Source organism: Desulforapulum autotrophicum HRM2, from assembly GCF_000020365.1.
Classification (GTDB): domain Bacteria; phylum Desulfobacterota; class Desulfobacteria; order Desulfobacterales; family Desulfobacteraceae; genus Desulforapulum; species Desulforapulum autotrophicum.
In genome coordinates, this window is record NC_012108.1 from 2,287,084 (window position 1) to 2,308,979 (window position 21,896).

A 21,896-nucleotide genomic window follows, 5' to 3' on the forward strand; every position below is an offset into this window, starting at 1 on the left:
GAGAAACAGTGGTTAAGATACCGGTTCCGAAAGGGATTAAGTTTCCCGGCATGTACCAGATTCGCCAGGGGTTTGACGTTCCCCCTGGCATTGATGTGACACGGGCTGTGGACGGGCAGTGGCAACGGATAAAAGGGACCCTTGCCCTGGCACCTGGGGCCCGGATAGCCGTGGGTGTGGGCAGTCGCGGGTTGTCAAACCTGCCTGAAATTGTCCGGGCTGTTGTGGCAAAGTTAAAGGATGCCGGTGCCCGGCCCTTTATCACCTCGGCCATGGGTTCCCACGGAGGGGCAACGGCCCAGGGCCAGGTGGCAGTGCTTGCCCAGCTGGGCATCACCAGGGAAAGTGTCGGTGCCCCTGTGGAGGTGACCATGGATGTGGTGTCAATGGGTGAGGCGGATGGAATTCCCCTGTATATAGACCGGCTGGCCCACGGGGCCGACGGCATTGTGCTGATCAACCGGGTAAAGCCCCACACGGATTTTACCGGACCCGTTGAGAGCGGGATTATTAAAATGCTCGTCATCGGACTTGGTAACCAGAAGGGGGCTGATTTTTATCACCAGACAGCCGTTGGAAGAGATTTTTACGATATGATCATTACGGCCGGTCGCAGGCTTTTGACAAAAACAAAATTTTTGTTTGGTGTGGCCCTGGTGGAAAATCAGGACCACCAGACCTGTGACATTCAGATGGCGATTCCGGCAAAGATCGAAGCGATGGAAATAGATTTGCTGAAAAAGGCACGCAGCCTGTTACCCCGGCTTCCTCTGGATGAGATTGATCTTTTGATCGTGGATGAAATGGGAAAGGATATCAGTGGTGCGGGCATGGACCCCAACGTGGTGGGCGGCAGGGGCAGTTGTGTGTGGAGTGCCAACCGACCCTGGCCGAAAATCACACGCATTTTTGCCAGAAGCCTTACCCGGGCCACAAAGGGGAATGCCTCGGGTCTTGGCATGGTCCATGTCACCACACCCAGGCTTGTTGAAATGATTGACATGCAGGCCACTGCCATCAATGCCATCACTGCTTCCTGCCCTGAAGACTGCCGGATACCCATGACCCTGGCCACGGAAAAAGAGGCGGTTGTTGCAGCCCTGATGACCATTGGCCCTTATACCCCTGAAGATGTGCGCATCGTTCATATTCAAAACACGCTTCACCTTGATCATATGAGGGTTTCAGAGGGGTGTCTTGTCGGCCTGGTCAACAATCCAGATATAACCATAACCTCTGAATCCTCTCCCCTGGCCTTTGATGCCTCCGGTAACCTGGTATAAATGGCACGGCCTGATCAGATACCATGCTTCGGCCATGGGGGTATACGAAATTCGTATCATTCCGGCGACCGAAAGGAGGTTTTGCCCTTCGCTCAGTCTCGCAGCCCGTCCTGGGCTGCTCCGAGGGAAACGGCAGCTCCTTCAGCGTCCATGCTGACCGCTGCCGTTTAATCCGCTACGGGCAAAATCTCCTCCCGGTCGCCTCTGCTGTTGAAGGTTCAAGGTTCAAGTTTCGTTGTGTCTGCCAGGACATGTGGGTCATATAAAATATTGTGGACATCACCTCCCAAATAAGTGTATATTTAACTCTTTATCTTTGATGCTGGTGGAAAACTGTAAAAATTTAAGGGGTTGTAAAAATGGTGGCCATGGAACAATTATTTGATTTTAAAGACCTTGCCAGGGAAAATGTCGCAGACATGCTTCCCTATATTCCGGGTAAACCCATTTTAGAGGTTCAGGAGGCCTATGGACTTGGCAAGGTGATCAAGCTTTCATCCAATGAATGCCCGTTTGATCTGCCTTCGGGGCTTGGTCAGGCCCTTGCAAAGGCCGTGACCACGGGCAACCGCTATCCTGATGCCCTGTGCCGTCGTTTGCGGGCAAAGACGGCAATTAAGCTCGGGGTTGGGGAAGAGAATCTGATCTTTGCCAATGGTGCGGAAGAGGGAATTCGGCTGATCGCCCAGATCTTTTTAAACCACGGAGACACGGCCATTATTCCAACGCCTATTTTTGATGCCTACAGTGTGGCCACACGGCTCATGGGCGCAACTGAAATCTGTCTACCCCTTAATAATTATCGGATTGATCTGGATGCCGTGCTCGAGGCGTGTGACAAAAACAGCGGGGTCAAGCTTGTCTGGCTCTGCTCTCCGTCAAACCCCACGGGGGATATCCTGAAAAAGCGTGAGTTGGACGCCTTTCTGGCCCGGCTTCCCCAAAATATTATCGTGGTTCTGGACGAGGCCTATGCCGAGTTTGTCACGGATGACCAGGCAGTACGCACCGAGGATTACCTGGGCAAAGATCCCAGGGTCATGGGCCTGAGAACCTTTTCCAAGGCCTATGGTCTGGCGGGGTTCCGCATTGGATACCTGGTTGCAGATCCCGGGGTTATTGAGCTTGTGAACAATGTCAAGCTGCCCTTCAATGTCAATACCCAGGCCCTTGTTGCCGCAGAATATATGCTTGATGAACAGACATTTGCGGCAAACCATGTAGCCCTTGTGGTCAAAGAGCGGGAGTTCATGCGCACCGAGCTTTGCAAGCGCGGCTTTGAAGTGCCTGAATCCCAGGGAAACTTTCTGTTTGTGAAAATTCCAGAAGATTTGAATAAAAACGGGCAGGATATATTCAAGCTGCTGCTGCCCAAGGGGTTGATTGTCCGTCCGGGAACGGCCTTTGGGGTGTCCCAGTATTTTAGAATGTCCCTGGGAACAAGGGAGGATAATCTGTTGTTCCTGGCGGCGTTTGACCGGGTGCTGGCCTGAAGAAAGGTGAGTTTTGGCATCAGGCTTTGGGTGTTGTTGCTTTTACTTGAACTAAAATTTAAAGGAGATTGAAAATGAAGCAGATTTTTGGTTTTTTGTTGATGCTGGGGCTGTGCATGACAAGTGTTGCCAACGCAGGTGATACCATTGTGGTGGGAACCTCGGCGGATTATCCGCCCTATGAGTTCACCGATGCCACTGGGGCATTTGTCGGTTTTGATATGGATCTGGTCCGTGCCATTGGCGACAAGATTGGTAAAAAGGTCAAGATTGTTGACATGGGGTTTGATACCCTGATCGCAGGATTGCAGAACAAAAAAATTGATGTGGTCATTGCCGCCATGCAGGCAAGTGATGAGCGCAGGAAAAAGGTGGATTTTTCCATCACCTACCATGACATCAAAGACGCACTCCTGGTAAAGGCTGATTCCGACATTCAGATTAAGTCTGTTTATGACATTGCAGGATATAAGGTCGCCTCTCAGACCGGGACGATCCAGGAGAAATGGATCCAGGATAACCTGGTCAAAACAGGGAAGCTTGCCGCTGAGAATTATTTTTCCTACGAACGGGTGGACAACGCAGCCATGGACGTCAAGGCTGGCCGTGTGGATGTGCTGCACATCATTGCTGATCCTGCCATTTCCCTTGCCGAGAAGAACAGCCTCAAGATTGCCCTGATCACAACGGAAACCGTTTCTGCAGGCCAGAGTCTTGCTGTAACCAAGGGCAACACCGCGCTTTTGTCCGAAATCAACAAGGCCATTGAAGCCCTCAAGGCGGACGGATCATTGAAAAAACTGATGGACAAGTATAAGCTGCTGTAACCTGCCAACCATGGAATCTTTTTTTAAAATGATGCAGTTTCTGCTGCCGGGCCTGGGGGTTACCCTGTGTGTAACTCTTATTGCGCTTTTCATGGGTTGCTGCATCGGTGCAATCATGGCTGTTCTAAGGGTGTATGGTGGTGTTACCGCAAGGACGATTGCCACAAGCTACAGCATTGTGGTGCGGGCAATCCCTGTGGTTGTGATTATTTTTATTCTCTATTTTGTCGTTTCAGAATTCGTTGATCTCTCACCGTTCATGTCAGGGGCCCTGGCCCTTGGGTTTGCAAGCGGCGCCTACCAGACGGAAATCTTCAGGGGGGCCATTTTATCCGTGCCCCAGGGTCAGATGACGGCAGCCCGGGGCATCGGCATGGGCCGGGCCAAGGCCATTCGTTGCATCATTATGCCCCAGGCCATGAGAATAGCCATCCCCTCACTTATTAATGAAGTCTCCCTGGTGTTAAAGGATTCGTCCCTGGTGTTTGTCATTGGGGTGCCTGAGCTTTTGCGAAGGGCCCAGTATGCAAGCGCCAGCACCATGGAGCCGTTGCTGGCTTTTGGCACGGCTGCCCTTTTTTACATCCTTTTGACCCTTGTGTTGAGCAAGGTGCTTGAGGCGATTGAACAACGGTTTGCCGTCAGCTTCTGACAGATACAGGACTGCCTCCCAAAAATCGATGGGGAATACAAAACGGAAACAAACAACCAATGATTAAACCAGTACTACGCATAAAAAATCTGCACAAATCCTTTGGTAAAATGGCGGTGATCAAGGGCGTCAGCTTTGACGTCGCCCCTTCAGAAGTGATTGTGGTTATCGGCAGCAGCGGTACTGGCAAGAGTACCATGCTCCAGTGTCTCAACCTCTTGCACCGGCCCGATTCCGGTCAGATTTTTCTGGAGGAAGAAGAGATTACCGCCCCCAATGTTGATGAGGACAGGGTCCGCCAGCAGATGGGAATGGTTTTCCAGGAGTTTAATCTGTTCAACCACCTGAGCGTGATCAACAATGTGGCCATCGGCATGGTCAAGGTGCTGGGCGTTCCCGCTGGAGATGCTCGACAAAAGGCCATGGAAGAGCTTGCCCGGGTGGGCATGGCAGACCACCAGGACAAATACCCGGCCCAGCTGTCCGGCGGGCAAAAACAGCGGGTGGGCATTGCCAGGGCCCTTGGCATGAACCCCAAGGTCATGCTGTTTGACGAGCCCACCTCGGCCCTGGACCCTGAACTCACGGGAGAGGTGCTGACCGTGATGCAGCGGCTGGCAGCCGATGGCATGACCATGGTGATTGTCTCCCATGAGATGGGGTTTGCAAGGGAGGTTGCGGACCGGGTGATCTTCATGGAAAATGGACATATTGAAGAGCAGGGCACCCCGGATCAGCTGTTCAACAATCCCGATTCCGAGCGAACCCGGGCGTTTTTGTCGCTGATCAATCCAGGGCAAGCCCAATGAACGAATTTTTGGCATATGCCGCCATGGCCCTGCCTGAAATGCTCCAGGGAACCGTGATTACCCTGAAACTTACGGCCGGTGCCCTGCTTATCGGTATTCTTATCGGACTGCCCCTCTCCCTTGTGCGGGTCTATGGTGGTAAGCTGTTGCAGCCATTTTGTTCGGCCTACCTGACCCTTTTCCGGGGAACACCCCTTTTGGTACAGCTCTTTGTGGTTTACTATGGATTGCCCGAGCTGGGCATCTCTTTTTCCCGCATGACAGCGGCCTTTCTTACCCTTGGATGCAACAGTGCCGCCTACCAGTGTGAATATTTCCGTGGGGCCATTCAGGCCGTTTCAAAGGGTCAGATGAGGGCGGCAAGGGGGATCGGCATGAGTAAACTCCAGGGCATCCGGCATATTATCCTTCCCCAGGCATTGCGCCTTGTGATACCGGCCTGGTCCAATGAATTTATTGCCATGGTAAAATACACGGCCATTGTTTTTCTCATTGCTGTACCGGACCTCATGAGTCGGGCCAAGATTTTATCCAGCCAGAATTTTGCCCCCATTCAGACTTACATTCTTGTGGCGCTGATCTACCTTGTGCTGGTGGGTACCTTGAGCCTGGGGCTTCACTTTGTGCAGCAACGACTTGCCGTGCCCGGGTTTGATTTTGGCCAGGACGCCCGGTGATGGTAAAGAATAGAGATGATAAAGAATAAAATAGAACCGGTTCTGGAGCTGGATGGGGGCATGGGATGAAACAATGTCGGCAAACAGAGTTAGAGCGTGACCTGACGGCTCTTTTGGGCAGGGATAATTGTCTGTTCTCCCTGGAAGATTTGTGGACCTATTCGTTTGATGCAAGTAAACAGCGGGCATTGCCCGATGCCGTGGTTTTCCCCCTGTGTACAGATCAGGTGTGCGCTGTCATGGCCTATGCCCATGAACATGGAATACCTGTAGTGCCAAGGGGGGCAGGGTCAGGTCTTACCGGGGGTGCTGTTCCGGCCCACGGCGGCATTGTCATGGTGCTTGAACGGATGAATAAAATCATCGAGCTTGACACCGACAACCTGTGTGCCGTGGTGGAAACCGGGGTGGTAACCGCCCTTCTCCAGGCAGCTGCGGCCAAGGCCGGGCTGTTTTATCCGCCCGACCCTGCAAGCCAGGCGTTTTCCACCATTGGTGGCAATATCGCTGAAAACGCAGGGGGTATGCGGGCCGCAAAATACGGGGTCACCAAACAATATGTGCTGGGACTTGAGGTCGTGTTGCCCAATGGCGATTTGATCAAGCTGGGTTCCAAATGCATCAAGGACGTTGCAGGCTATTCCATGACTGAGCTGTTTGTGGGGTCAGAAGGCACCTTTGGTATCATTACCCAGGCCATTGTCAAACTTGTGACCCTGCCTGAGACTGTTAAAACCCTGGCCGTCTGTTTTGGCAGCATTCAGGATGCGGGCCGGGTGGTCCCACAGGTGTTAAAAAGCGGGGTTGTTCCCTGTACCCTGGAGTTCATCGACGCAGCCTGTTTAAAGGCGGTCCTGGACGTGGACCCGCTCCACGGATGCGAACATCAGATCCATGGGTCAACTAAAGCCATGCTGTTGATCGAGGTCGATGGATCAGCCCAGGTTGTGGAAAAGGATGCACAGACGATTCTTGATATTTGCAGAGAATCCAACATGCTCAGTTTCCGCCTGGCCCAGACGGCCAAAGAACGTGAGAGCCTGTGGCAGGTAAGACGCTCGATCCACGGAGCCATCATGGGGTTGTGCCCCAAATGGCTGGAAGAAGATATTTCCGTTCCCCCGGCATCCATTCCCCTGATGCTGGAAAAACTCCAGGATCTGGCCCAAAAGGAGAATCTGCGGATTTTGTGTTTTGGCCATTATGCCGACGGTAATATCCATTTGAGCGCATCTGAACAAGAGGCACCCTTGACCGCTGAACGGGCCCGGACGGTCAAGGGTCTGATCTTTTCTGAAACGGTGAAACTGGGTGGCAGGATTGCCGCAGAACACGGCATTGGCACTGCCAAAAAAGAGTATCTGGGGCTTAACCTGGATGACGCCACCCTTAACTTTGCAATGAAGCTCAAACAAATGGTCGATCCCAAGGGGCTGCTCAATCCAGGCAAAGTCTTTCCAGAAAAAGTTTGGAATTCAGCCTATGGGTTGGATTAGAGGGATTGTCCTTTAAACAGATGAAAAAAAAAATCCAGCAAGCGTTTATTGAAACCATAAACAGGGAATATTTGAAATGTGCCGCCTGTGGCGAGTGCCGCATGGTTTGTCCAGTTTATGGTGTTGAAGGGGTTGAGCGAAGTGTTGCAAGGGGGCGCCTGGCCCTGGCCAAGGCCCTGGCAGACGGAGACCTTGAGCTGACCGACAGGGTCCAGTCATCGTTTGACAATTGCCTGCTGTGCATGGCCTGTGTTGAAAATTGTGCAGGCCACGTGGACATGGTCGAGGTCGTTCTCAAAAGCCGGGCCTATGTGGCTTCTCTTCGAGGCCTTCCAAAAGTAAAGGCCCTGGCGTTCAAGGCCCTGGGAACCGACAGAAAATATCAAGACCTGGGGGCTGCCGGTGCCCGGGCTGTCCAGTCGGTCTGCACGGCCGCTCTTCCAGAAAACAGCGGGTTGCGCCTTAAACTTGCCCGGCTGAACTATCCAACCCTGCCGCCCCTTGCCAAACGACCGTTTATTGGCAGTCAGGACAGGGTCTATGGGGCGGACAAACGGCAAAAGGTGGTGTTGTTTGTGGGGTGTGCCGGCAATTACATCTTTGATGACATCCCCCGGAAAACAGTGGAACTTCTCAACGCCCTTGACGTGGGGGTGATTGTCCTGTCACACCAGGGATGCTGCGGCGCGCCGGTCCAGGCCCATGGGGATTTAAGATCCCTTGAAACCCTTGTTGTCAATAATGTTCAGGTGCTTTCAGATTCAGAATTCATGGACTACCCCATCGTCACTATCTGTTCATCCGGCGGGTTGATGCTGAAACAGCACTACCCAAGGATCCTTTTGCAAACACCCTTTGAAAAACAGGCTAAAGCTCTGTCCTGCCGCACAATGGACATCAGCCAGTACCTGGCAGACTGGATCGGAATCGATACGATAAAATCAAAGATAAAGCATAAAATACCCCATACCCTGACCTACCATGATCCCTGTCACCTGGGACGGGGGCAGGGGGTTACAACCCAGCCAAGGGCCCTTTTAAAGGCCGTTTGTGACCATTATGCCGAAATGCCCGATGCCGGTAGTTGCTGCGGCCTTGGCGGCACCTATGGGCTGAGCCATACAGACGTCTCCCGGCAGATTCTGGACAAAAAAACGAACAATATTGCCGCCATGGACAAGGTGCCGACAAGGCTTGCAACGGGTTGTCCAGCCTGCATCATGCAGTTGACCCACGGGTTGGCCCGGACAATTCCCGACATGGAGGTCGCTCATACCGTGCACTACCTCTGGCAGGCACTCATTTGTTCAGATCCTTGTCGATCTTGACATAGGTCCAGGGCATCTGAACGTAGTTGAACAGTTTTGCTGCCCTTGGCATAGAGAATTGTTTAAAAAGCCTGGGTATGTTCATGCCTATTCCCAGGTACACTGATCGCTCCCTGTCTTTTCTGTCCGGGTATCCCCGTGTGTAATATCCCAGGTGGAGTTCTAAATATTTCAAGCGATTGTTCCGGGCAAAGTCAAATCCATTAAATTTAACGGCCATAATCATTCGCTGGTGCTCATAGTCCGTGGTAAAATCGGCTTGATCAAATTCAGGCAGGTACTCAATCCTGAAATCGATTTTTTCTGATAACTCTGGACGGGTATAGAAAAAATATGCGGTTGTGGTACCGATCAAATTCATGATGCAATCTTCATGGGAAAATCCGTAGCTGCTGAACGAGTCTCCGATTTCCATCCAGGAAACCATGGCAAAAGAAGACAGAGAGCCTAAAAGGGCCCCTTGTCTGGTATTATAGCCGCTATTCTCATAGAATGCGGATAGGAGATGGGCGAAGGTGTAAGAAAAATAAAAGTGGCCAAGCTTGTCAGCTCCGCCATGCTTACTATCTTCTTCAAACCATCCTTCGTCTGCCCTGTGGGGATCGTTTTTAAAATAATCCCAGTTTAAAATGCCCCATGTGGTGATTGCGGTCAGTCCCAGTCCATTGGAAATGATGACTTTCTCTTCCTTTGAAAAATTTGTTTCAAATCCTGACAGATCAGGTGGTGGAACAAATAGTATAAAAAGAACAACCCAGAGGAATGTTTTTTGTGTGGCGGGGGGATCGTAATATTGCATTGCTCCTCCACGTAAATTTGAAACAATGGAGACCGCTTGATTTTCGCAGGCCCTATTTTTTTTACGCCAGCAACCTTTTGAATATAATCATATTGCATCCAAAGAATCAATGCACGAAACAATTAACGAAAAAAATATCAAAATTGATTCAGGTGGAATGATAAAAGTCAACTGGATTTCTCCTTGCAAATTCTTTGGAGATACTATATTAAGATACAGTTTTGCCTGGGTGGTGGAATAGGTAGACACAAGGGACTTAAAATCCCTCGGAGATTATCTCTGTACGAGTTCGATTCTCGTCCCAGGCACCATTGAACATAAGGGCTCAGCCGGATTTGGCTGAGCCCTTTGATTTTTTGGATTCCCTGGGGTATTGCTGGTATCACAATGCAAGCGGCCCCATTATCTTCAGCAACAACGACCTGTTATCGCTGTTCTTTTTCCTGCAATTCTCTCCAGAGGATCTTGCCTGCCCCGCTCTTGGGCAGTGAATCAACAAAGTCAATGATGCGGGGATATTTATAGGCGGACATCCTCTCCTTTGCCCAGGCCATGATCTCCTGGGTGGAGATGGTCTTTTTCCGGCCCTTTTGGGGAACGATAAAGGCCTTGACGTTTTCAACACGCACCGGATCCGGAACCCCGACCACGCATGCCTCCAGGACATCTGGATGGCCATAGAGAAGGCTTTCCACCTCTGCGGGCCATACCTTGAACCCGGCAGCATTGATCATTCGCTTGCATCGATCCACGATGAAAAAATAGCCCTCCTCGTCCATGCGGCAGATATCTCCGGTGCGGAAAAATTGTTTGCCGTCAAGTTCCAGAAAAGACTCTTCTGTCTCACGGGGTTTGTTCCAGTATCCCTTGAACACTTCGGGTCCGTTGATGATCAGTTCACCTTCCTTTCCCGGGGGAAGTTCCCCGTTGTCGTCAACATCGATAATCCGCGCATCCACACCAAAATCAGGTACTCCGATGCTGCCGAGTTTTGCCCGGTCCGGCGGATTAAAATGGGTCTGGGAGATGGTTTCGGTCATGCCGTAACCTTCGACATAGGTCAGTCCGGTGAGGGCCTTGAGTTTTTCGCCCACTGCGGCGGGAAGGGGAGCACCGCCCCCGGCCACGGCCCCTAGGGAACTCAGATCACGGCTGTTTACATCCGGTGCAGCCAGAAGGTCCACAATCATGGTGGAGATGGCCACCACACAATTGCACCCCAGGGTTTCAATGGCATCCAGGGCCGCGGTCCGGTCCCATCGGGTCAGGAGCACCAGGGTGCCTCCGCCAAACATCGGTGCAAGCAGCGAGTTGATCAGACCTGTGACATGGAAGAGGGGCAGCACACATAGTGAAACCGTGGAGGCCGTGAAGTTCATCCAGTGAAAGGAACTGATTGTGTTGGCACCCACTGTTTTGTGGGTGTGCATGCAGCCCTTGGGAATGCCCGTGGAACCTGCCGTGTACGGTATGAGGCAGACATTGTCCGGGGAAATATCCGGGGCAGGTGGCGCAGATGGGTTTGCCATAATTTTTTGCCAGCTGACCATGCCTTCCCCAAGGTTCAATGTCTGGGTCATGAAATCCGGGACTGGCAGGCAGGGTTCCTGGGGAAGGTAGTCCCCATAGGATACAGCAATCACCTGGGACAGGTCCAAAAGATCCCGAACCTCGTTGATCTGGGGACATAGTTCCTGGCCTGCCAGGACCACCCGGGCACCGCAATCACCTAAAAGAATGGCCAGTTCCCGGGACATGAGCATGGGATTCAGGGGGACCACCACGGCATTGGCCCTGAGAATGCCGAAAAAGGAGATGATGAACTGGGGAGAGTTCTGCATGTATATGGCCACCCGGTCCCCTTTTTTTACCCCCATGGCAACAAGGGCTCCGGCCAGGCAGCAGGATTCCGACCAGAGCTGGGCATAGGAAATTTTGTTACCATAGTAATTGATGGCCGTGTGGTCAGGGTAGCGTCTGGCCGAGACCTCGAGATAATCATACAAAGGAACCTCAGGACAGATCAGGGTTTTGGGAAGCCTTTTGGGCCAGGACGGGTAATGTCGGGTGTTCATGGAAACTGCCTCCTTGGGTTGCGCTTCGGGCCATCGGGCCGGTGCGTTGTAAACGTTTCCCGGGGGTTCCGATGGTAAGGGGCTCGGAAATTAAAACAACACCCAGGACAACACATAAAAAACGAACGATCGTTCTTTTTTATACTTGAAGAGCAGTCTGTTTGTCAAGCAATGATCATAAGTGAGAACAATGATATTTTTAACACGTTCATAGATGAAGTGGTCCTGTCCATGTGTCGACAATCATGGAGTATTGGACAGGACCTGGAGAGAAATTAACTGCCTATTTTGACATGGATTCCTTGATTACGGATTTGTTTGCAACAGTAGCCATTTTATTCCCATTCGGGATTTCAAGATGGGAAATCAAGAATTTTTTGCCCAGGACTTTATACTTTTGGTAGCTGGTTTATGGGTCGGAAACAGGTTAACTTGTTTTCTGATCCGGTCAAACTTATGGGCTTTTTCGATAAAAACATCGATTACCCTTGGATCAAAATGTTTACCCTTCTTTTTTTGTATGATTTGAACAGCAGTGTCGTGGGAGTATGCTTCTTTATAAATACGTTTCGAAGTTAATGCGTCATAGACATCGCACACAGAGATTATTCTTGCTGACAAAGGGATTTGCAAGTTTTTCTTTCCGCTGGGATAGCCTGTGCCGTCCCATTTTTCATGATGAAAATAGGCGATTTCCCGGCCAAGGGTAAGAAAGGATTCTCCATCAATCTTGGTCTCAACCGTTTTAAGGGCATCCCCTCCGTATCGGCAATGCTGTTTTATAATTTCAAATTCGTCAGAGGTCAGCCTTCCGGGTTTAAGAAGAATTGAATCCGGGATACCGACTTTCCCGATATCATGGAGAATGGAAGACAGGGTGATATCCTCTACGTATTTTGGGCTTATATCGTTTTGAAAATCAGGCTTTTTACTCAATTCTTCTGCTAACAGCCTGGCATATTTCTGGATTCTTTCTAAGTGGTTTCCGGTTTCATGATCCCGGTACTCGGTCAATTTTGCCAGCCCCATGATTGTTGCAGCCCTGGTGTTTTTAAGGGTTTTAAAAGAGCCGATCAGATCTTTTTCCAATTTTTTTCTGACAGTCACATCTCTTAAAACAAGCTGAAATCCAATAATTCCATCTTTTTTTTGTAATTTTTTCGCGCTGCATTCAATATCGAAAATATGATTTTCATTGTTTATTATTCTGAAATGGAATTGTTTTATTTCTGTCTGGATGGGCAGTTTACTGAGCAATACATCCCGGACATTTTGCAGGTCCGCCGGGTGGACAAAATCTAAAAAACTAAGGCCTTGTTTGGTCTGCTTTTTTTCTCCAATAAGCTGGTAAAATTTGGGGTTCGCAATAAGGACCTTGCCGCTTGTATCCATGACAACAAGACTGTCCATGATGTTCTCATACAATTCCTTGTATTTGAGTTCAGATTCTTCCTGCTTTTTTATCCTCCGCTGGACTTCCAGTTCAAGGTTACCGGCATAGTAATTCAGGTCTTTTCGAAGACGGAACTCTTCTCGCCGGGACTCATAATCTTTATAACTTTTCACAACACTGACGGCCATAAAGAAGATAAAGAAAAAGTTGTTATTGAAAAATATCAGGCCATCCCCAGGTCCAGACTGACCAAATATCAATACAGGTATAATATAGGTCAGGTTCATCAGTACACAGGAACCAATGGATTGATATAGGTTTAAGGGCAGGATGGATGTAAAAGCAACCAAAAGGCATATCATGCCGACATAATAAAAGGAAACATACCCGCCGGTTTTAACAACCATAATGGAGATAGCGGCTCCACTGAAGATCAACCCTGTGACGGCAATAGGGAAAGGATATCTTTTCCACTTTGGTGTGGACAGTATACCAACCAGTATTAAAAAAAACAGGGCGGTAGCGATCCGTATGGTGAAAAACAGCCGAAAATGATTTTTGACCACAACATAATCAAGAACCGAAAAAAGTGGAAAAAAAACAATAGCTACCCAGAAAAGCAGATACAACCTTTTATGGAACAGTCGCTGTATTTCCTGTTCAAAATCTCCTTGGTGCTCAGGTGTCATTCATTTCCCAGGTATTAATCTTTGAAAACCACCGCAAATAATTGTATGCCAACTTTATCTTCAGCCATTATTTCAGCTTTTCGTTTGAACAGGCTTTTTTCAAAAAGTACGGACAGATCCTCGGCTTCTCTATAGATCAGTTGCCATTCAAGCAGGTGATCCATAAAGAGTCTGTCGGGATTGTCCCTGAAATTGCCGACCATTAATATACCACCTGGGTTTAAGTTTTCATAGCAGCGATTGACCAGCATCAAAAAAAGGTCATCATTCAGGTAGTCAAACAATCCACCGGAATATATAATATTCTGCGGTTCGATTGTCTGGGTAGAAGTTCCCAATGCCCATTTGATCAGGTTGTCCTTTAAAAGATTGATGGATGCCTGGTGCTTAAATTCTTTTGACAGCTCGTCGGTATAACGTAATGCCTCAGGATCGATGTCCAGACAGAAGGCATTGATTCTTTCATTTCGGTCAAACGATTTGATGAAATCAAACAGCTCTCTGCTGGGCCCGCAGGCAAGGTTCATTATATTTATTTTTTCCAGGTTTGAGAAATATTGCTCACTGAATTCCAGTAGCTTCTGGGCCAAAAAGTGTCTGCGACCGCGAACAGCTGCACAAGGCGGACGATTTAACAGCCAGGCATCTACTAATTTCCCGATTTTTCCATCCCCACAGGGTTTATTCCGGTACATCATTTCAATCATTTGGAAATCACCTGCATACCCATTGGGTTTGAAATATGCTCTTTCCGCAAGTGCCCCTCGCATGAAATATGGAAAAGTTTCTTTAAACAGGTAGCCCCATACCTGTTTTTCATATTTAGAGGTTTTCAACGATGTGTTAAAAATGGCCAGTGCATCAAAGAATGTATCCATAACTGAGTTAAATTCAGACAGGGTCTCATCAGGTATCTGGTCTGATTCATCCTTTTGCAGCCGTAGAGAGATATTGAACAGCTTGGCTTTGAGTTCTTCGACAAGTAAGTTGCTGTGCCTGCCCTCTTGTATATTAAAAAAATCAGGGGGCAATGGCTGTGATTCTACAAACTGTTGTGCCCCGGTTGAAAGGGAGGTGGCATAGGCTTTTAAGGGTTCCGTCTCTCCCAGTATCCGGCGAAATTTTTTACACACTGCTGCAGCAAGAAAGGTGATAAAGCGGCCATAGAGGTCTGAGTTTTCCTGCTGCATTTTTGTGACCAGGTCCCTGGAAAAAACCTTTATCAGAGTGTTTTTTGTGGCGGTGATATTTCTTACCCGGGAGACCCCGTCAAAAAAACCAATTTCCCCAAAAAACTCTTGTTCCCCCAGCACGGCAACGATTACTTTTGTACCATCCAGTGTATATGAAATATCCATTTTCCCTGAATCGATATAATATAAATCGTGGGAAGACTCGTCCCTGATTTTAAGTGCCTCTCCTTTTTCCAGGGTTATCAAATTTGAATAGGGCAAAATTTCTTTTATGATCATCTTTTTTTGAGGCTGTGAAAAAGAACTCATTATCCCCCCTCTTTTTTATTCCGTTAAAAAGAACTGGCTATCAGGGCCAGGTCAGAGTGCTGAGGCTTTGACGATTGTACGACTCAAGGTTACGCTATAATCAAGTTGTCCCTACATCTCAAGGATCGCAGATGATTAAGGCGTAACAAATAAGCTGATTTCGCTAATTATCACAAACCTTATGGTGTTGCCAATACTATATAATTGGGGTGCCCAGGTAGGCGTCTTACACAGAAACAAAAAAGGCCCCCAGTGAAAATCACTGGGAGCCTTGTTGTTAAATGGTGGGCCGTCGCGGGATCGAACCGCGGACCTACTGATTAAGAGTCAGTTGCTCTACCAATTGAGCTAACGGCCCTGCCGAAGCAAGAAACAAGGCGAAACTACCAGCAAAAGTTTCATCTGTCAAATCTTTTTTAAAAAAAATAAACAGATTGACCTGAAATCGGCTGTTTGGTAAATATAAGGGTTGTTTTAACGTTTATAAACTATACTTTAAGGACAAAATACCATGGAAACAACCAGGTCTGAAGCGCTCTTCAAAGAGGCTGCCAAGTTTATTCCCGGCGGCGTTAATTCACCTGTCAGGGCATGCGGGTCAGTGGGGGGAAGCCCTTTGTTTATCCAAAAGGCCGAGGGCAGTAAAATAATTGATGCCGACGGCAATGTCTATATTGATTACGTGGGTTCCTGGGGACCGATGATCCTTGGCCACCGACATCCTGATGTTGTCAAGGCTTTGATCGAGGCGTTGGCTTCTGGAACCAGCTTTGGTGCACCAACGGCTCTTGAAACCAGGCTATCCCAGCTTGTTGTTGAGGCTGTTCCATCGGTTGAAAAAGTAAGAATGGTCAACTCTGGAACCGAGGCCACCATGAGTGCTGTAAGGCTTGCCAGGGGGTACACGGGCCGGGATATCATCATTAAGTTTGACGGAGGTTACCATGGCCATGCCGACACGCTGCTTGTTGCGGCAGGTTCTGGTGTTGCAACCCTCAATATACCCGGAAGTCCTGGAATTCCAGAGTCTGTGAGTGCCCATACCCTCAGCATTACCTATAACGATGGTGAAGCGGTCAAGCGTGTCATGGCGGAAAAGGGAGATCGGGTTGCCGCAATTATTGTGGAACCGGTTGCCGGAAATATGGGAATGGTACCACCGGTCAAGGGGTTCCATGAAACCCTTCGAACGCTTTGTACAAAGCATGGTGCGTTGCTGATTTTTGATGAGGTGATGACAGGGTTCAGGGTGGCCAAAGGGTCTGGCCAGGGATTGTTTGGAATCACACCGGACCTGACCTGTTTTGGAAAGATCATCGGTGGCGGTCTTCCGGTAGGCGCCTATGGCGGTCGCCGGGAAATCATGGACCAAATTGCTCCTGCGGGACCTGTTTACCAGGCAGGCACGCTTTCCGGCAACCCATTGGCCATGGCCGCAGGAATTGCAACCCTGGAAGCGCTTAAGAAAACAGGCTTCTACGAGTCCCTGGATGCCAAAACAGAGCGGCTTGTGACAGGTTTGCGGACGGCTGCTGAAAAGGCTGGGATTGATTTCACCGCAAGCCATGTCGGGTCCATGGCAGGCATGTTTTTCACCCGGGCAACGGTCACCAATTTTGATGAGGCCAAAACAAGTGACCTTGTGAATTTCTCAAAATTTTACACGGGGATGCGTGATAGGGGGATCTATCTTGCTCCGTCCCAGTTTGAGGCGCTGTTTGTCTCTGCTGCCCACACCAACGATGAAATCGATGCAACAATAGCTGCTGCTGCCGATGTCATGGCAGGTCTTGTCTGATATGGGGCTTGAAAATAATTTTATCCCGGCAACGGTAAGAAAGATTCACATGATCGCCGCCTGTGGTACGGGCATGGGGGCACTTGCCTGCATGCTCAAAGATCTGGGATATGAGGTGACAGGTTCGGACCATAATGTTTATCCGCCCATGAGTGATTTCCTTGAGGCAAAGGGGGTGACCCTTTTAAAGGGGTTTGATGGGGCCAACCTTGACCCGGAAACCGATCTTGTGATTGTGGGAAATGCGGTTTTCAGATCCAATCCAGAGGCTGTTGCTGCAATGGAGAGGGGAATTGCGTTTTGCTCCATGCCCCAGGCATTGAATTATTTTGTTGCCAAAGATAAAAAGATCATCCTTGTGACCGGCACCCACGGCAAAACCACCACCTCGTCCCTCATGGCCCATGTCCTGAATCAGGCAGGGCTTGACCCTTCGTTCATGATCGGTGGAATCGTGACTGATTTCAACAGTAATTACCGAATTGGTGGGGGTGATTATATCGTTATCGAGGGGGATGAATATGATACAGCCTTTTTTGATAAGGGACCGAAATTCATGCATTATGCCCCCTGTTTTACCATTATGACCGGGGTTGAGTTTGACCATGCAGATATCTTCAGGGACCTGGACCATGTCAGGCAGATCTTCGCCGCCTTTGTCAAGGGGCTTTTACCTGAAAGCATGACCATTGCCTGGGGGGACGACATGAACCTCAAGGAGATTCTTGCCCATGCAAATAACCGGATCCAGCGCTATGGCCATGGCCCAGGCGAGTGGCAGTGTATTGACCTTAAGGTTGAGCAAGGAACGAGCGTTTTCAGAATCAAGGACCCAGAGGGAAAGATTCTTCGGTTTGCCATCCCCCTCATGGGAGATCACAATGTGATGAATGCCCTTGCCGTGATTGCTGTTGCACGACAGATCAACATTCCTGTTGATGTGCTGGCCCGGGCCCTTGTCAGCTTTTCAGGTGTTAAAAGACGCCAGGAGGTGAGGGGGGTTAAACGTGGTATCACCGTTATGGATGATTTTGCCCATCACCCGACGGCTGTCAGGGAAACCCTGCGGGCCGTCCGTCCGTTTTACACCCAGGGCCGGATTATTGCCGTGTTCGAACCCAGAACCAATTCAAGCATGCGTAAGGTTTTTCAAACCATTTATCCACAGGCCTTTGACGACGCTGACCTGGTCTGTATTTGCCGACCTTCTGCCATGGGAAAAATCCCCGTTGAAGAAAGGCTTTCTCCTGAAAAACTGGTTGCAGATATTTGTGAACGGGGTACACAGGCCTTGCTGTTTGACGATACCGACACCCTTGTGGATTTTCTTGTTAAAATGGGTGTTACGGGTGATTTAATGCTTATTATGTCAAATGGCGGGTTTGATAATATTCACAACAGGCTTCTGGAGCGACTTTGACAATGAAAAAAAGAGTTGTCCTGAGGTTCGTGGGCATAGGGGCTCTTCACATTTTTCTTTACCTGTGGTTTGTTCCCTTTGTGGTTTATCCACGGTTTGGGGATAGCGGGTTGAAAATGACCGTTGCCGTTGCTGTGATGATTTCGATCGCGCTGATTTTAACCCTTTTTCTTTGCAAAAATAATGATGATTAATTCGACGAACAGGAGAACCCTATGGAAAAGTTAGATAAAATAGAGTGGGATGAGAAACTCAGCGTTGATATCCCTGAGATAGATGAGCTTCAGAAAAAAATGTTTGCGCTTTTGAATGTTTTGATCGACTTGAAACTGAAGAATAAGGACGCCAAAGAGTGTTCAAATATGGTTGCAGAGATAAACGAATACAGCCGTTATTTTTTCAGCAAAGAAGAGGAGTACCTCAGGAAAGCGGGTTATCCGGAGATTGATACCCATGCAAAGGAACATCGAAAGTTCATTAAAAACACCATCAGTCTGCGCCGTCAGGTCACAGAGGATAAGGACAACCTGAACTATGAAGTGATCCGGCAGATGCGAAACTGGCTGGTCGATCACATCATCACAAGCGATCTGATGTATGTTCCTTTTTTGAGGACAACGGCCTATCTCAAAGATTTAAAAAAATAGAAGTTAAAGGAAAATCTCTTTGATGGCGTCAAAGGACCCCATGGAGTTGATTGTAAATAGCGCCTTGACCCTGTGCGGCATGGATACGGGGTTTAGAGACCGGGTGACCGCCCTCCTGACCATGCCCAATCCCAAATATGCCGATGCTGACAAACAGGGTAGAAACACTGCTCACATTGCCCGGGATCTTTTTTTTTACAGGGAAAATGACGATGGGAGCGTAGCAATGCCAAGGGGGTTTCTATACGAGTTAGAGGCCCTTGTCAGGGATGCCGGGTTAAGCCTTGATATTAAGGACAAAAGAAGAACACTGCCTTCCCGGGAGATTTCCTTTTACGGCAAGCTGCGCTTTCATCAGCTTTCAGCTGTTAAAGATCTTTTGGAAAGGGATTTCGGGGTCTCTCACATCCCGACCGGAGGCGGAAAAACCGTGGTGGCCCTCTGGCTGATTGCCCATCGTAAACAGCCTGCCCTGATTGTTGTACACACCCGGGAGTTGCTCAACCAGTGGCTTGACAGGATTGAAACTTTTCTGCACATTCCACGGGCCAGGATCGGTATCATCGGCAATGGTAAATTCATGATCGGCAACGAGGTCACCATTGCAACGATCCAGAGCCTTGTACGGCGAACGGATGACCTGGTGCCCCGGACGGGCTTTCTTATCCTGGATGAATGCCACAGGGTTCCGGCCATGCAGTATATTGAGACCATAAAGCAGTTTGACTGCAGGTACATGCTCGGTCTTACGGCAACCCCATGGCGGCGGGACAGGCTTTCAAAGGCTATTTTCTGGCATATTGGAGAGATTACAGGGCAGATAGATAAAAAGGATCTTCTTGAAGATAAAAGTCTTTGTGAGGCCGAAGTGGTCTGGGTGAAGACCGGGTTCAATACAGACATTGACGCATCAAGCAACTATTCCCAGGCCCTTTCTGCCCTGACAAGGGATCCCCATAGAAACAGACTCATCTGTGATACTGTGCTAAGCCGGACGGGTAATGGGATTGATCTTGTACTGTCCGATCGCAGGGAACATTGTGAGATGTTGGGACAACTGCTTGAAACCACAGGACAGATCAGATCTGCCGTCCTGACCGGGGATAAGACTTCAAAGCAAAGGACCCAAATCATGAGGGCCCTTTACCAGGGCAAGATTACGGTTCTTATCGCCACAGGTCAGCTCATTGGTGAGGGGTTTGATCTTCCCGGGCTGACCACCCTTTATCTGACAACGCCTGTCAAGTTCCCTGGTCGGGTTATTCAGTATGTGGGCAGAATACTTCGTCCGTCAAAGGAAAAAACCAAGGCAACCATTGTTGATTTTGTTGACGTTAATAATCCGGTGTTCAAGGCATCGGCCACGTCAAGGTTTTATACCTATCGGCAGCAGGGAATTGTTGAACAGCATTCCATTGAATGAGGTTCGTTATTCTTTGATTTTACAATCCAATCAGGATAGTATTATGTTGTTTTAATTTATCGCTCATAAACAGGATGCTTCCCATGGTTGAAAAACAGTTAGACAAAATTCTTAAAAAAAATACCCTTTACCATTTGGGGTTTGCCCAGGATGTACCCGGTTTTAATGTCGGCATTGCGGCATTATCCTGTATTCTTCTCATCCAAAAACGGCAAAAGGATATCTCCATATCTGAAGATTCATCCCTGTCAAGCTATACCAGTGAAACCCTTTTGGACGAACTCATGGACATGGGCGTTGCTGTTGATTGTGACTATGATGAAATTATCCGCAGGATACAGGATGAGAAGTATATCTTCATTGACAGTGAGGACCGGTATTCTTCCGGGAAATTATCAATTATTTTGACCCATGTTTTCAGCCTTGTTTACCCAACCATGGAGGGAATGCTGCTGATTGCCTATTTGGTTGAGACTGCAAAATCTGTCAAGTCTATTGGAAATAACATTAAGAAAACCCTTACCCAGGTGGATCAGACATTAAGGAGCCAGGGGGTATCTGTGGGCATGGAAAAAATGCCCCAGGGATACGGGCCTGTTCTGAATAAAATTGTTTTTCATCCCCATGTAGCCATTGGAAATGGAGAGATAAGGCCTTCTTCGTTTGCCACAATTTTCAGGGAAAGAGCCCGTAAACGAAAACGTGTGATTGTCTATCTTGAAAACAGCATGAAAAAAAAGGGTGATCTTCCCGTACTTCCCCTGAATGGCCGATCCATGAAGCAGCAGATGGCGCAACACCTTTATTCCACCTCGGATATTTCAGATATCATCCTGAGTGATGTGGCCATGATCATCAATATTTTGAAAAAAGCCAACCAAGGTGGAAAAAAAAAGGCCATTGCAACGATTTCCCACGCCATCATGCTTCTTGGCAATGATGAACTGCATAAAACAATAGAGGCTTTTACCTCCCTGGATGATATTGATGATGCCGATCTTAGAAAAGAATTTGAACATTTTTTTGTTACTTCATATATGAGCAACAGTATAACCCGGCACTATGCCATGAAATCCGAGATAAAGGATATTGAGCAGATGTGTATCTGCTCGATGATTCATAACCTGGGGCAGATGATTGTTCTTTATTATTATCCCGAAGCCTATAATCAAATAAAAAAAATAACCTTACAACATAACAACAAGAGAAGGGCCGCAAGGGAGGTTCTTGGGACGACTTACGATAATATCGGTATCTATTTTGCCACAGAGTGGCATTTGCCATTTACCACCATTGAAAGTCTAAGGGTCTGTTATTTTAACCGTATTGGTAAAACCCGTGATAACCTTATTATTAATCTTCCCTTCTGTTCCGGCGAGTTATGTGCTTTTCTGGGGGGTGGGTTGGATAAAAGACAGACCATGAGGCTAAGGGAACTTGTCAACAGCTTGAACCTGTTTTCCAGGGAACTTTCCAGCCTTCTTGAGAAAGCCTGGAATGATACCAAGGCTTTCTCAAAAAAGCAGAAAATTTCCATTACAAAGCGCGAACTTGCCAAAATCGCCGCCACAGGGTGAGTTTCTAA

At 48.6% G+C, this 21,896-nt stretch carries 18 protein-coding genes and 2 tRNA genes; 15 read left to right on the forward strand and 5 right to left on the reverse strand.

Annotated features, from left to right (window positions below; all coding sequences use genetic code 11):
* Window positions 1-8: 8 nt before the first annotated feature.
* From HRM2_RS10075 to HRM2_RS10110, 8 genes are all read left to right on the forward strand, one after another.
* Entirely contained in the window at window positions 9-1,283 is a 1,275-nt protein-coding gene (locus tag HRM2_RS10075; protein WP_015903912.1) for a nickel pincer cofactor-dependent isomerase, group 22, read from the forward strand.
* 368 nt (window positions 1,284-1,651) lie between these two features.
* The gene (gene hisC, locus HRM2_RS10080; RefSeq protein WP_148214598.1) at window positions 1,652-2,776 is read left to right on the forward strand and encodes a histidinol-phosphate transaminase; all 1,125 of its coding nucleotides are present in this window, start codon (window positions 1,652-1,654) and stop codon (window positions 2,774-2,776) included.
* A gap of 74 nt (window positions 2,777-2,850) precedes the next feature.
* On the forward strand, window positions 2,851-3,603 hold the full coding sequence (locus HRM2_RS10085; protein ID WP_015903914.1) for an ABC transporter substrate-binding protein: 753 nt from the start codon (window positions 2,851-2,853) through the stop codon (window positions 3,601-3,603).
* Between the two features lie 10 nt (window positions 3,604-3,613).
* Window positions 3,614-4,255 carry an amino acid ABC transporter permease gene (locus HRM2_RS10090; protein ID WP_015903915.1) on the forward strand — a complete coding sequence of 214 codons (642 nt, stop codon included), beginning with the start codon at window positions 3,614-3,616 and terminating at the stop codon, window positions 4,253-4,255.
* Window positions 4,256-4,314: 59 nt separating this feature from the next.
* Window positions 4,315-5,064, forward strand: a complete 750-nt coding sequence (locus HRM2_RS10095; RefSeq protein WP_015903916.1) for an amino acid ABC transporter ATP-binding protein — start codon at window positions 4,315-4,317, stop codon at window positions 5,062-5,064.
* A complete protein-coding gene (locus HRM2_RS10100; RefSeq protein ID WP_015903917.1) occupies window positions 5,061-5,741 on the forward strand; it encodes an amino acid ABC transporter permease in 681 nt (226 codons plus the stop codon). Before HRM2_RS10095 ends, HRM2_RS10100 begins: the two co-directional genes overlap by 4 nt.
* A gap of 65 nt (window positions 5,742-5,806) precedes the next feature.
* Window positions 5,807-7,237: an FAD-binding oxidoreductase gene (locus tag HRM2_RS10105; RefSeq protein WP_015903918.1), complete on the forward strand. Its 1,431-nt coding sequence runs from the start codon at window positions 5,807-5,809 to the stop codon at window positions 7,235-7,237.
* 20 nt (window positions 7,238-7,257) lie between these two features.
* Window positions 7,258-8,565 (forward strand): (Fe-S)-binding protein, encoded by a 1,308-nt coding sequence (locus HRM2_RS10110; protein WP_015903919.1) that lies wholly within the window; start codon window positions 7,258-7,260, stop codon window positions 8,563-8,565.
* Here HRM2_RS10110 and HRM2_RS10115 read toward each other — a convergent pair.
* Window positions 8,537-9,364, reverse strand: coding sequence for a YfiM family protein (locus HRM2_RS10115; RefSeq protein ID WP_015903920.1), 828 nt, complete (start codon window positions 9,362-9,364; stop codon window positions 8,537-8,539). The genes HRM2_RS10110 and HRM2_RS10115 overlap by 29 nt on opposite strands.
* Before the next feature lie 223 nt (window positions 9,365-9,587).
* On the opposite strand from HRM2_RS10115, the gene HRM2_RS10120 reads away from it, so the two are divergent.
* Window positions 9,588-9,675: transfer RNA gene (locus HRM2_RS10120), tRNA-Leu, on the forward strand.
* A 114-nt stretch (window positions 9,676-9,789) separates the two neighbouring features.
* Here the strand turns inward: HRM2_RS10120 and HRM2_RS10125 are convergent.
* The 4 genes from HRM2_RS10125 to HRM2_RS10140 all read right to left on the reverse strand — a co-directional run bounded on the left by HRM2_RS10125 (window position 9,790) and on the right by HRM2_RS10140 (window position 15,381).
* Window positions 9,790-11,439, reverse strand: coding sequence for a long-chain-fatty-acid--CoA ligase (locus tag HRM2_RS10125; protein WP_015903921.1), 1,650 nt, complete (start codon window positions 11,437-11,439; stop codon window positions 9,790-9,792).
* Window positions 11,440-11,805: 366 nt separating this feature from the next.
* The gene (locus HRM2_RS25160; protein WP_015903922.1) at window positions 11,806-13,521 is read right to left on the reverse strand and encodes an HD domain-containing phosphohydrolase; all 1,716 of its coding nucleotides are present in this window, start codon (window positions 13,519-13,521) and stop codon (window positions 11,806-11,808) included.
* Between the two features lie 14 nt (window positions 13,522-13,535).
* Entirely contained in the window at window positions 13,536-15,023 is a 1,488-nt protein-coding gene (locus HRM2_RS10135; protein WP_015903923.1) for a cyclic nucleotide-binding domain-containing protein, read from the reverse strand.
* Between the two features lie 282 nt (window positions 15,024-15,305).
* Window positions 15,306-15,381, reverse strand: a tRNA-Lys gene (locus HRM2_RS10140).
* A 153-nt stretch (window positions 15,382-15,534) separates the two neighbouring features.
* Between HRM2_RS10140 and hemL the strand changes: the two genes are divergently transcribed.
* From hemL to HRM2_RS10170, 6 genes are all read left to right on the forward strand, one after another.
* Complete coding sequence (gene hemL / locus HRM2_RS10145) at window positions 15,535-16,821, forward strand: glutamate-1-semialdehyde 2,1-aminomutase (protein ID WP_015903924.1); 1,287 nt, start codon at window positions 15,535-15,537, stop codon at window positions 16,819-16,821.
* A 1-nt stretch (window position 16,822) separates the two neighbouring features.
* Window positions 16,823-18,241: a UDP-N-acetylmuramate:L-alanyl-gamma-D-glutamyl-meso-diaminopimelate ligase gene (mpl, locus tag HRM2_RS10150; protein ID WP_015903925.1), complete on the forward strand. Its 1,419-nt coding sequence runs from the start codon at window positions 16,823-16,825 to the stop codon at window positions 18,239-18,241.
* 2 nt (window positions 18,242-18,243) lie between these two features.
* Entirely contained in the window at window positions 18,244-18,435 is a 192-nt protein-coding gene (locus tag HRM2_RS10155) for a hypothetical protein (RefSeq protein WP_015903926.1), read from the forward strand.
* A gap of 21 nt (window positions 18,436-18,456) precedes the next feature.
* On the forward strand, window positions 18,457-18,888 hold the full coding sequence (locus HRM2_RS10160; RefSeq protein WP_015903927.1) for a bacteriohemerythrin: 432 nt from the start codon (window positions 18,457-18,459) through the stop codon (window positions 18,886-18,888).
* Between the two features lie 22 nt (window positions 18,889-18,910).
* On the forward strand, window positions 18,911-20,311 hold the full coding sequence (locus HRM2_RS10165; protein WP_015903928.1) for a DEAD/DEAH box helicase: 1,401 nt from the start codon (window positions 18,911-18,913) through the stop codon (window positions 20,309-20,311).
* 83 nt (window positions 20,312-20,394) lie between these two features.
* Entirely contained in the window at window positions 20,395-21,888 is a 1,494-nt protein-coding gene (locus tag HRM2_RS10170) for an HDOD domain-containing protein (protein ID WP_015903929.1), read from the forward strand.
* The last annotated feature ends 8 nt before the right edge of the window (window positions 21,889-21,896 follow it).

What these genes read in the sequence shown, in the direction of transcription:
- hisC (WP_148214598.1), top strand. Translation starts at nt 1,652, where the DNA reads ATGGAACAATTATTTGATTTTAAAGACCTTGCCAGGGAAAATGTCGCA.
- HRM2_RS10085 (WP_015903914.1), top strand. Translation starts at nt 2,851, where the DNA reads ATGAAGCAGATTTTTGGTTTTTTGTTGATGCTGGGGCTGTGCATGACA.
- HRM2_RS10090 (WP_015903915.1), top strand. Translation starts at nt 3,614, where the DNA reads ATGGAATCTTTTTTTAAAATGATGCAGTTTCTGCTGCCGGGCCTGGGG.
- HRM2_RS10095 (WP_015903916.1), top strand. Translation starts at nt 4,315, where the DNA reads ATGATTAAACCAGTACTACGCATAAAAAATCTGCACAAATCCTTTGGT.
- HRM2_RS10100 (WP_015903917.1), top strand. Translation starts at nt 5,061, where the DNA reads ATGAACGAATTTTTGGCATATGCCGCCATGGCCCTGCCTGAAATGCTC.
- HRM2_RS10105 (WP_015903918.1), top strand. Translation starts at nt 5,807, where the DNA reads ATGAAACAATGTCGGCAAACAGAGTTAGAGCGTGACCTGACGGCTCTT.
- HRM2_RS10110 (WP_015903919.1), top strand. Translation starts at nt 7,258, where the DNA reads ATGAAAAAAAAAATCCAGCAAGCGTTTATTGAAACCATAAACAGGGAA.
- HRM2_RS10115 (WP_015903920.1), bottom strand. Translation starts at nt 9,364, where the DNA reads ATGCAATATTACGATCCCCCCGCCACACAAAAAACATTCCTCTGGGTT.
- HRM2_RS10125 (WP_015903921.1), bottom strand. Translation starts at nt 11,439, where the DNA reads ATGAACACCCGACATTACCCGTCCTGGCCCAAAAGGCTTCCCAAAACC.
- HRM2_RS25160 (WP_015903922.1), bottom strand. Translation starts at nt 13,521, where the DNA reads ATGACACCTGAGCACCAAGGAGATTTTGAACAGGAAATACAGCGACTG.
- HRM2_RS10135 (WP_015903923.1), bottom strand. Translation starts at nt 15,023, where the DNA reads ATGAGTTCTTTTTCACAGCCTCAAAAAAAGATGATCATAAAAGAAATT.
- hemL (WP_015903924.1), top strand. Translation starts at nt 15,535, where the DNA reads ATGGAAACAACCAGGTCTGAAGCGCTCTTCAAAGAGGCTGCCAAGTTT.
- mpl (WP_015903925.1), top strand. Translation starts at nt 16,823, where the DNA reads ATGGGGCTTGAAAATAATTTTATCCCGGCAACGGTAAGAAAGATTCAC.
- HRM2_RS10155 (WP_015903926.1), top strand. Translation starts at nt 18,244, where the DNA reads ATGAAAAAAAGAGTTGTCCTGAGGTTCGTGGGCATAGGGGCTCTTCAC.
- HRM2_RS10160 (WP_015903927.1), top strand. Translation starts at nt 18,457, where the DNA reads ATGGAAAAGTTAGATAAAATAGAGTGGGATGAGAAACTCAGCGTTGAT.
- HRM2_RS10165 (WP_015903928.1), top strand. Translation starts at nt 18,911, where the DNA reads ATGGCGTCAAAGGACCCCATGGAGTTGATTGTAAATAGCGCCTTGACC.
- HRM2_RS10170 (WP_015903929.1), top strand. Translation starts at nt 20,395, where the DNA reads ATGGTTGAAAAACAGTTAGACAAAATTCTTAAAAAAAATACCCTTTAC.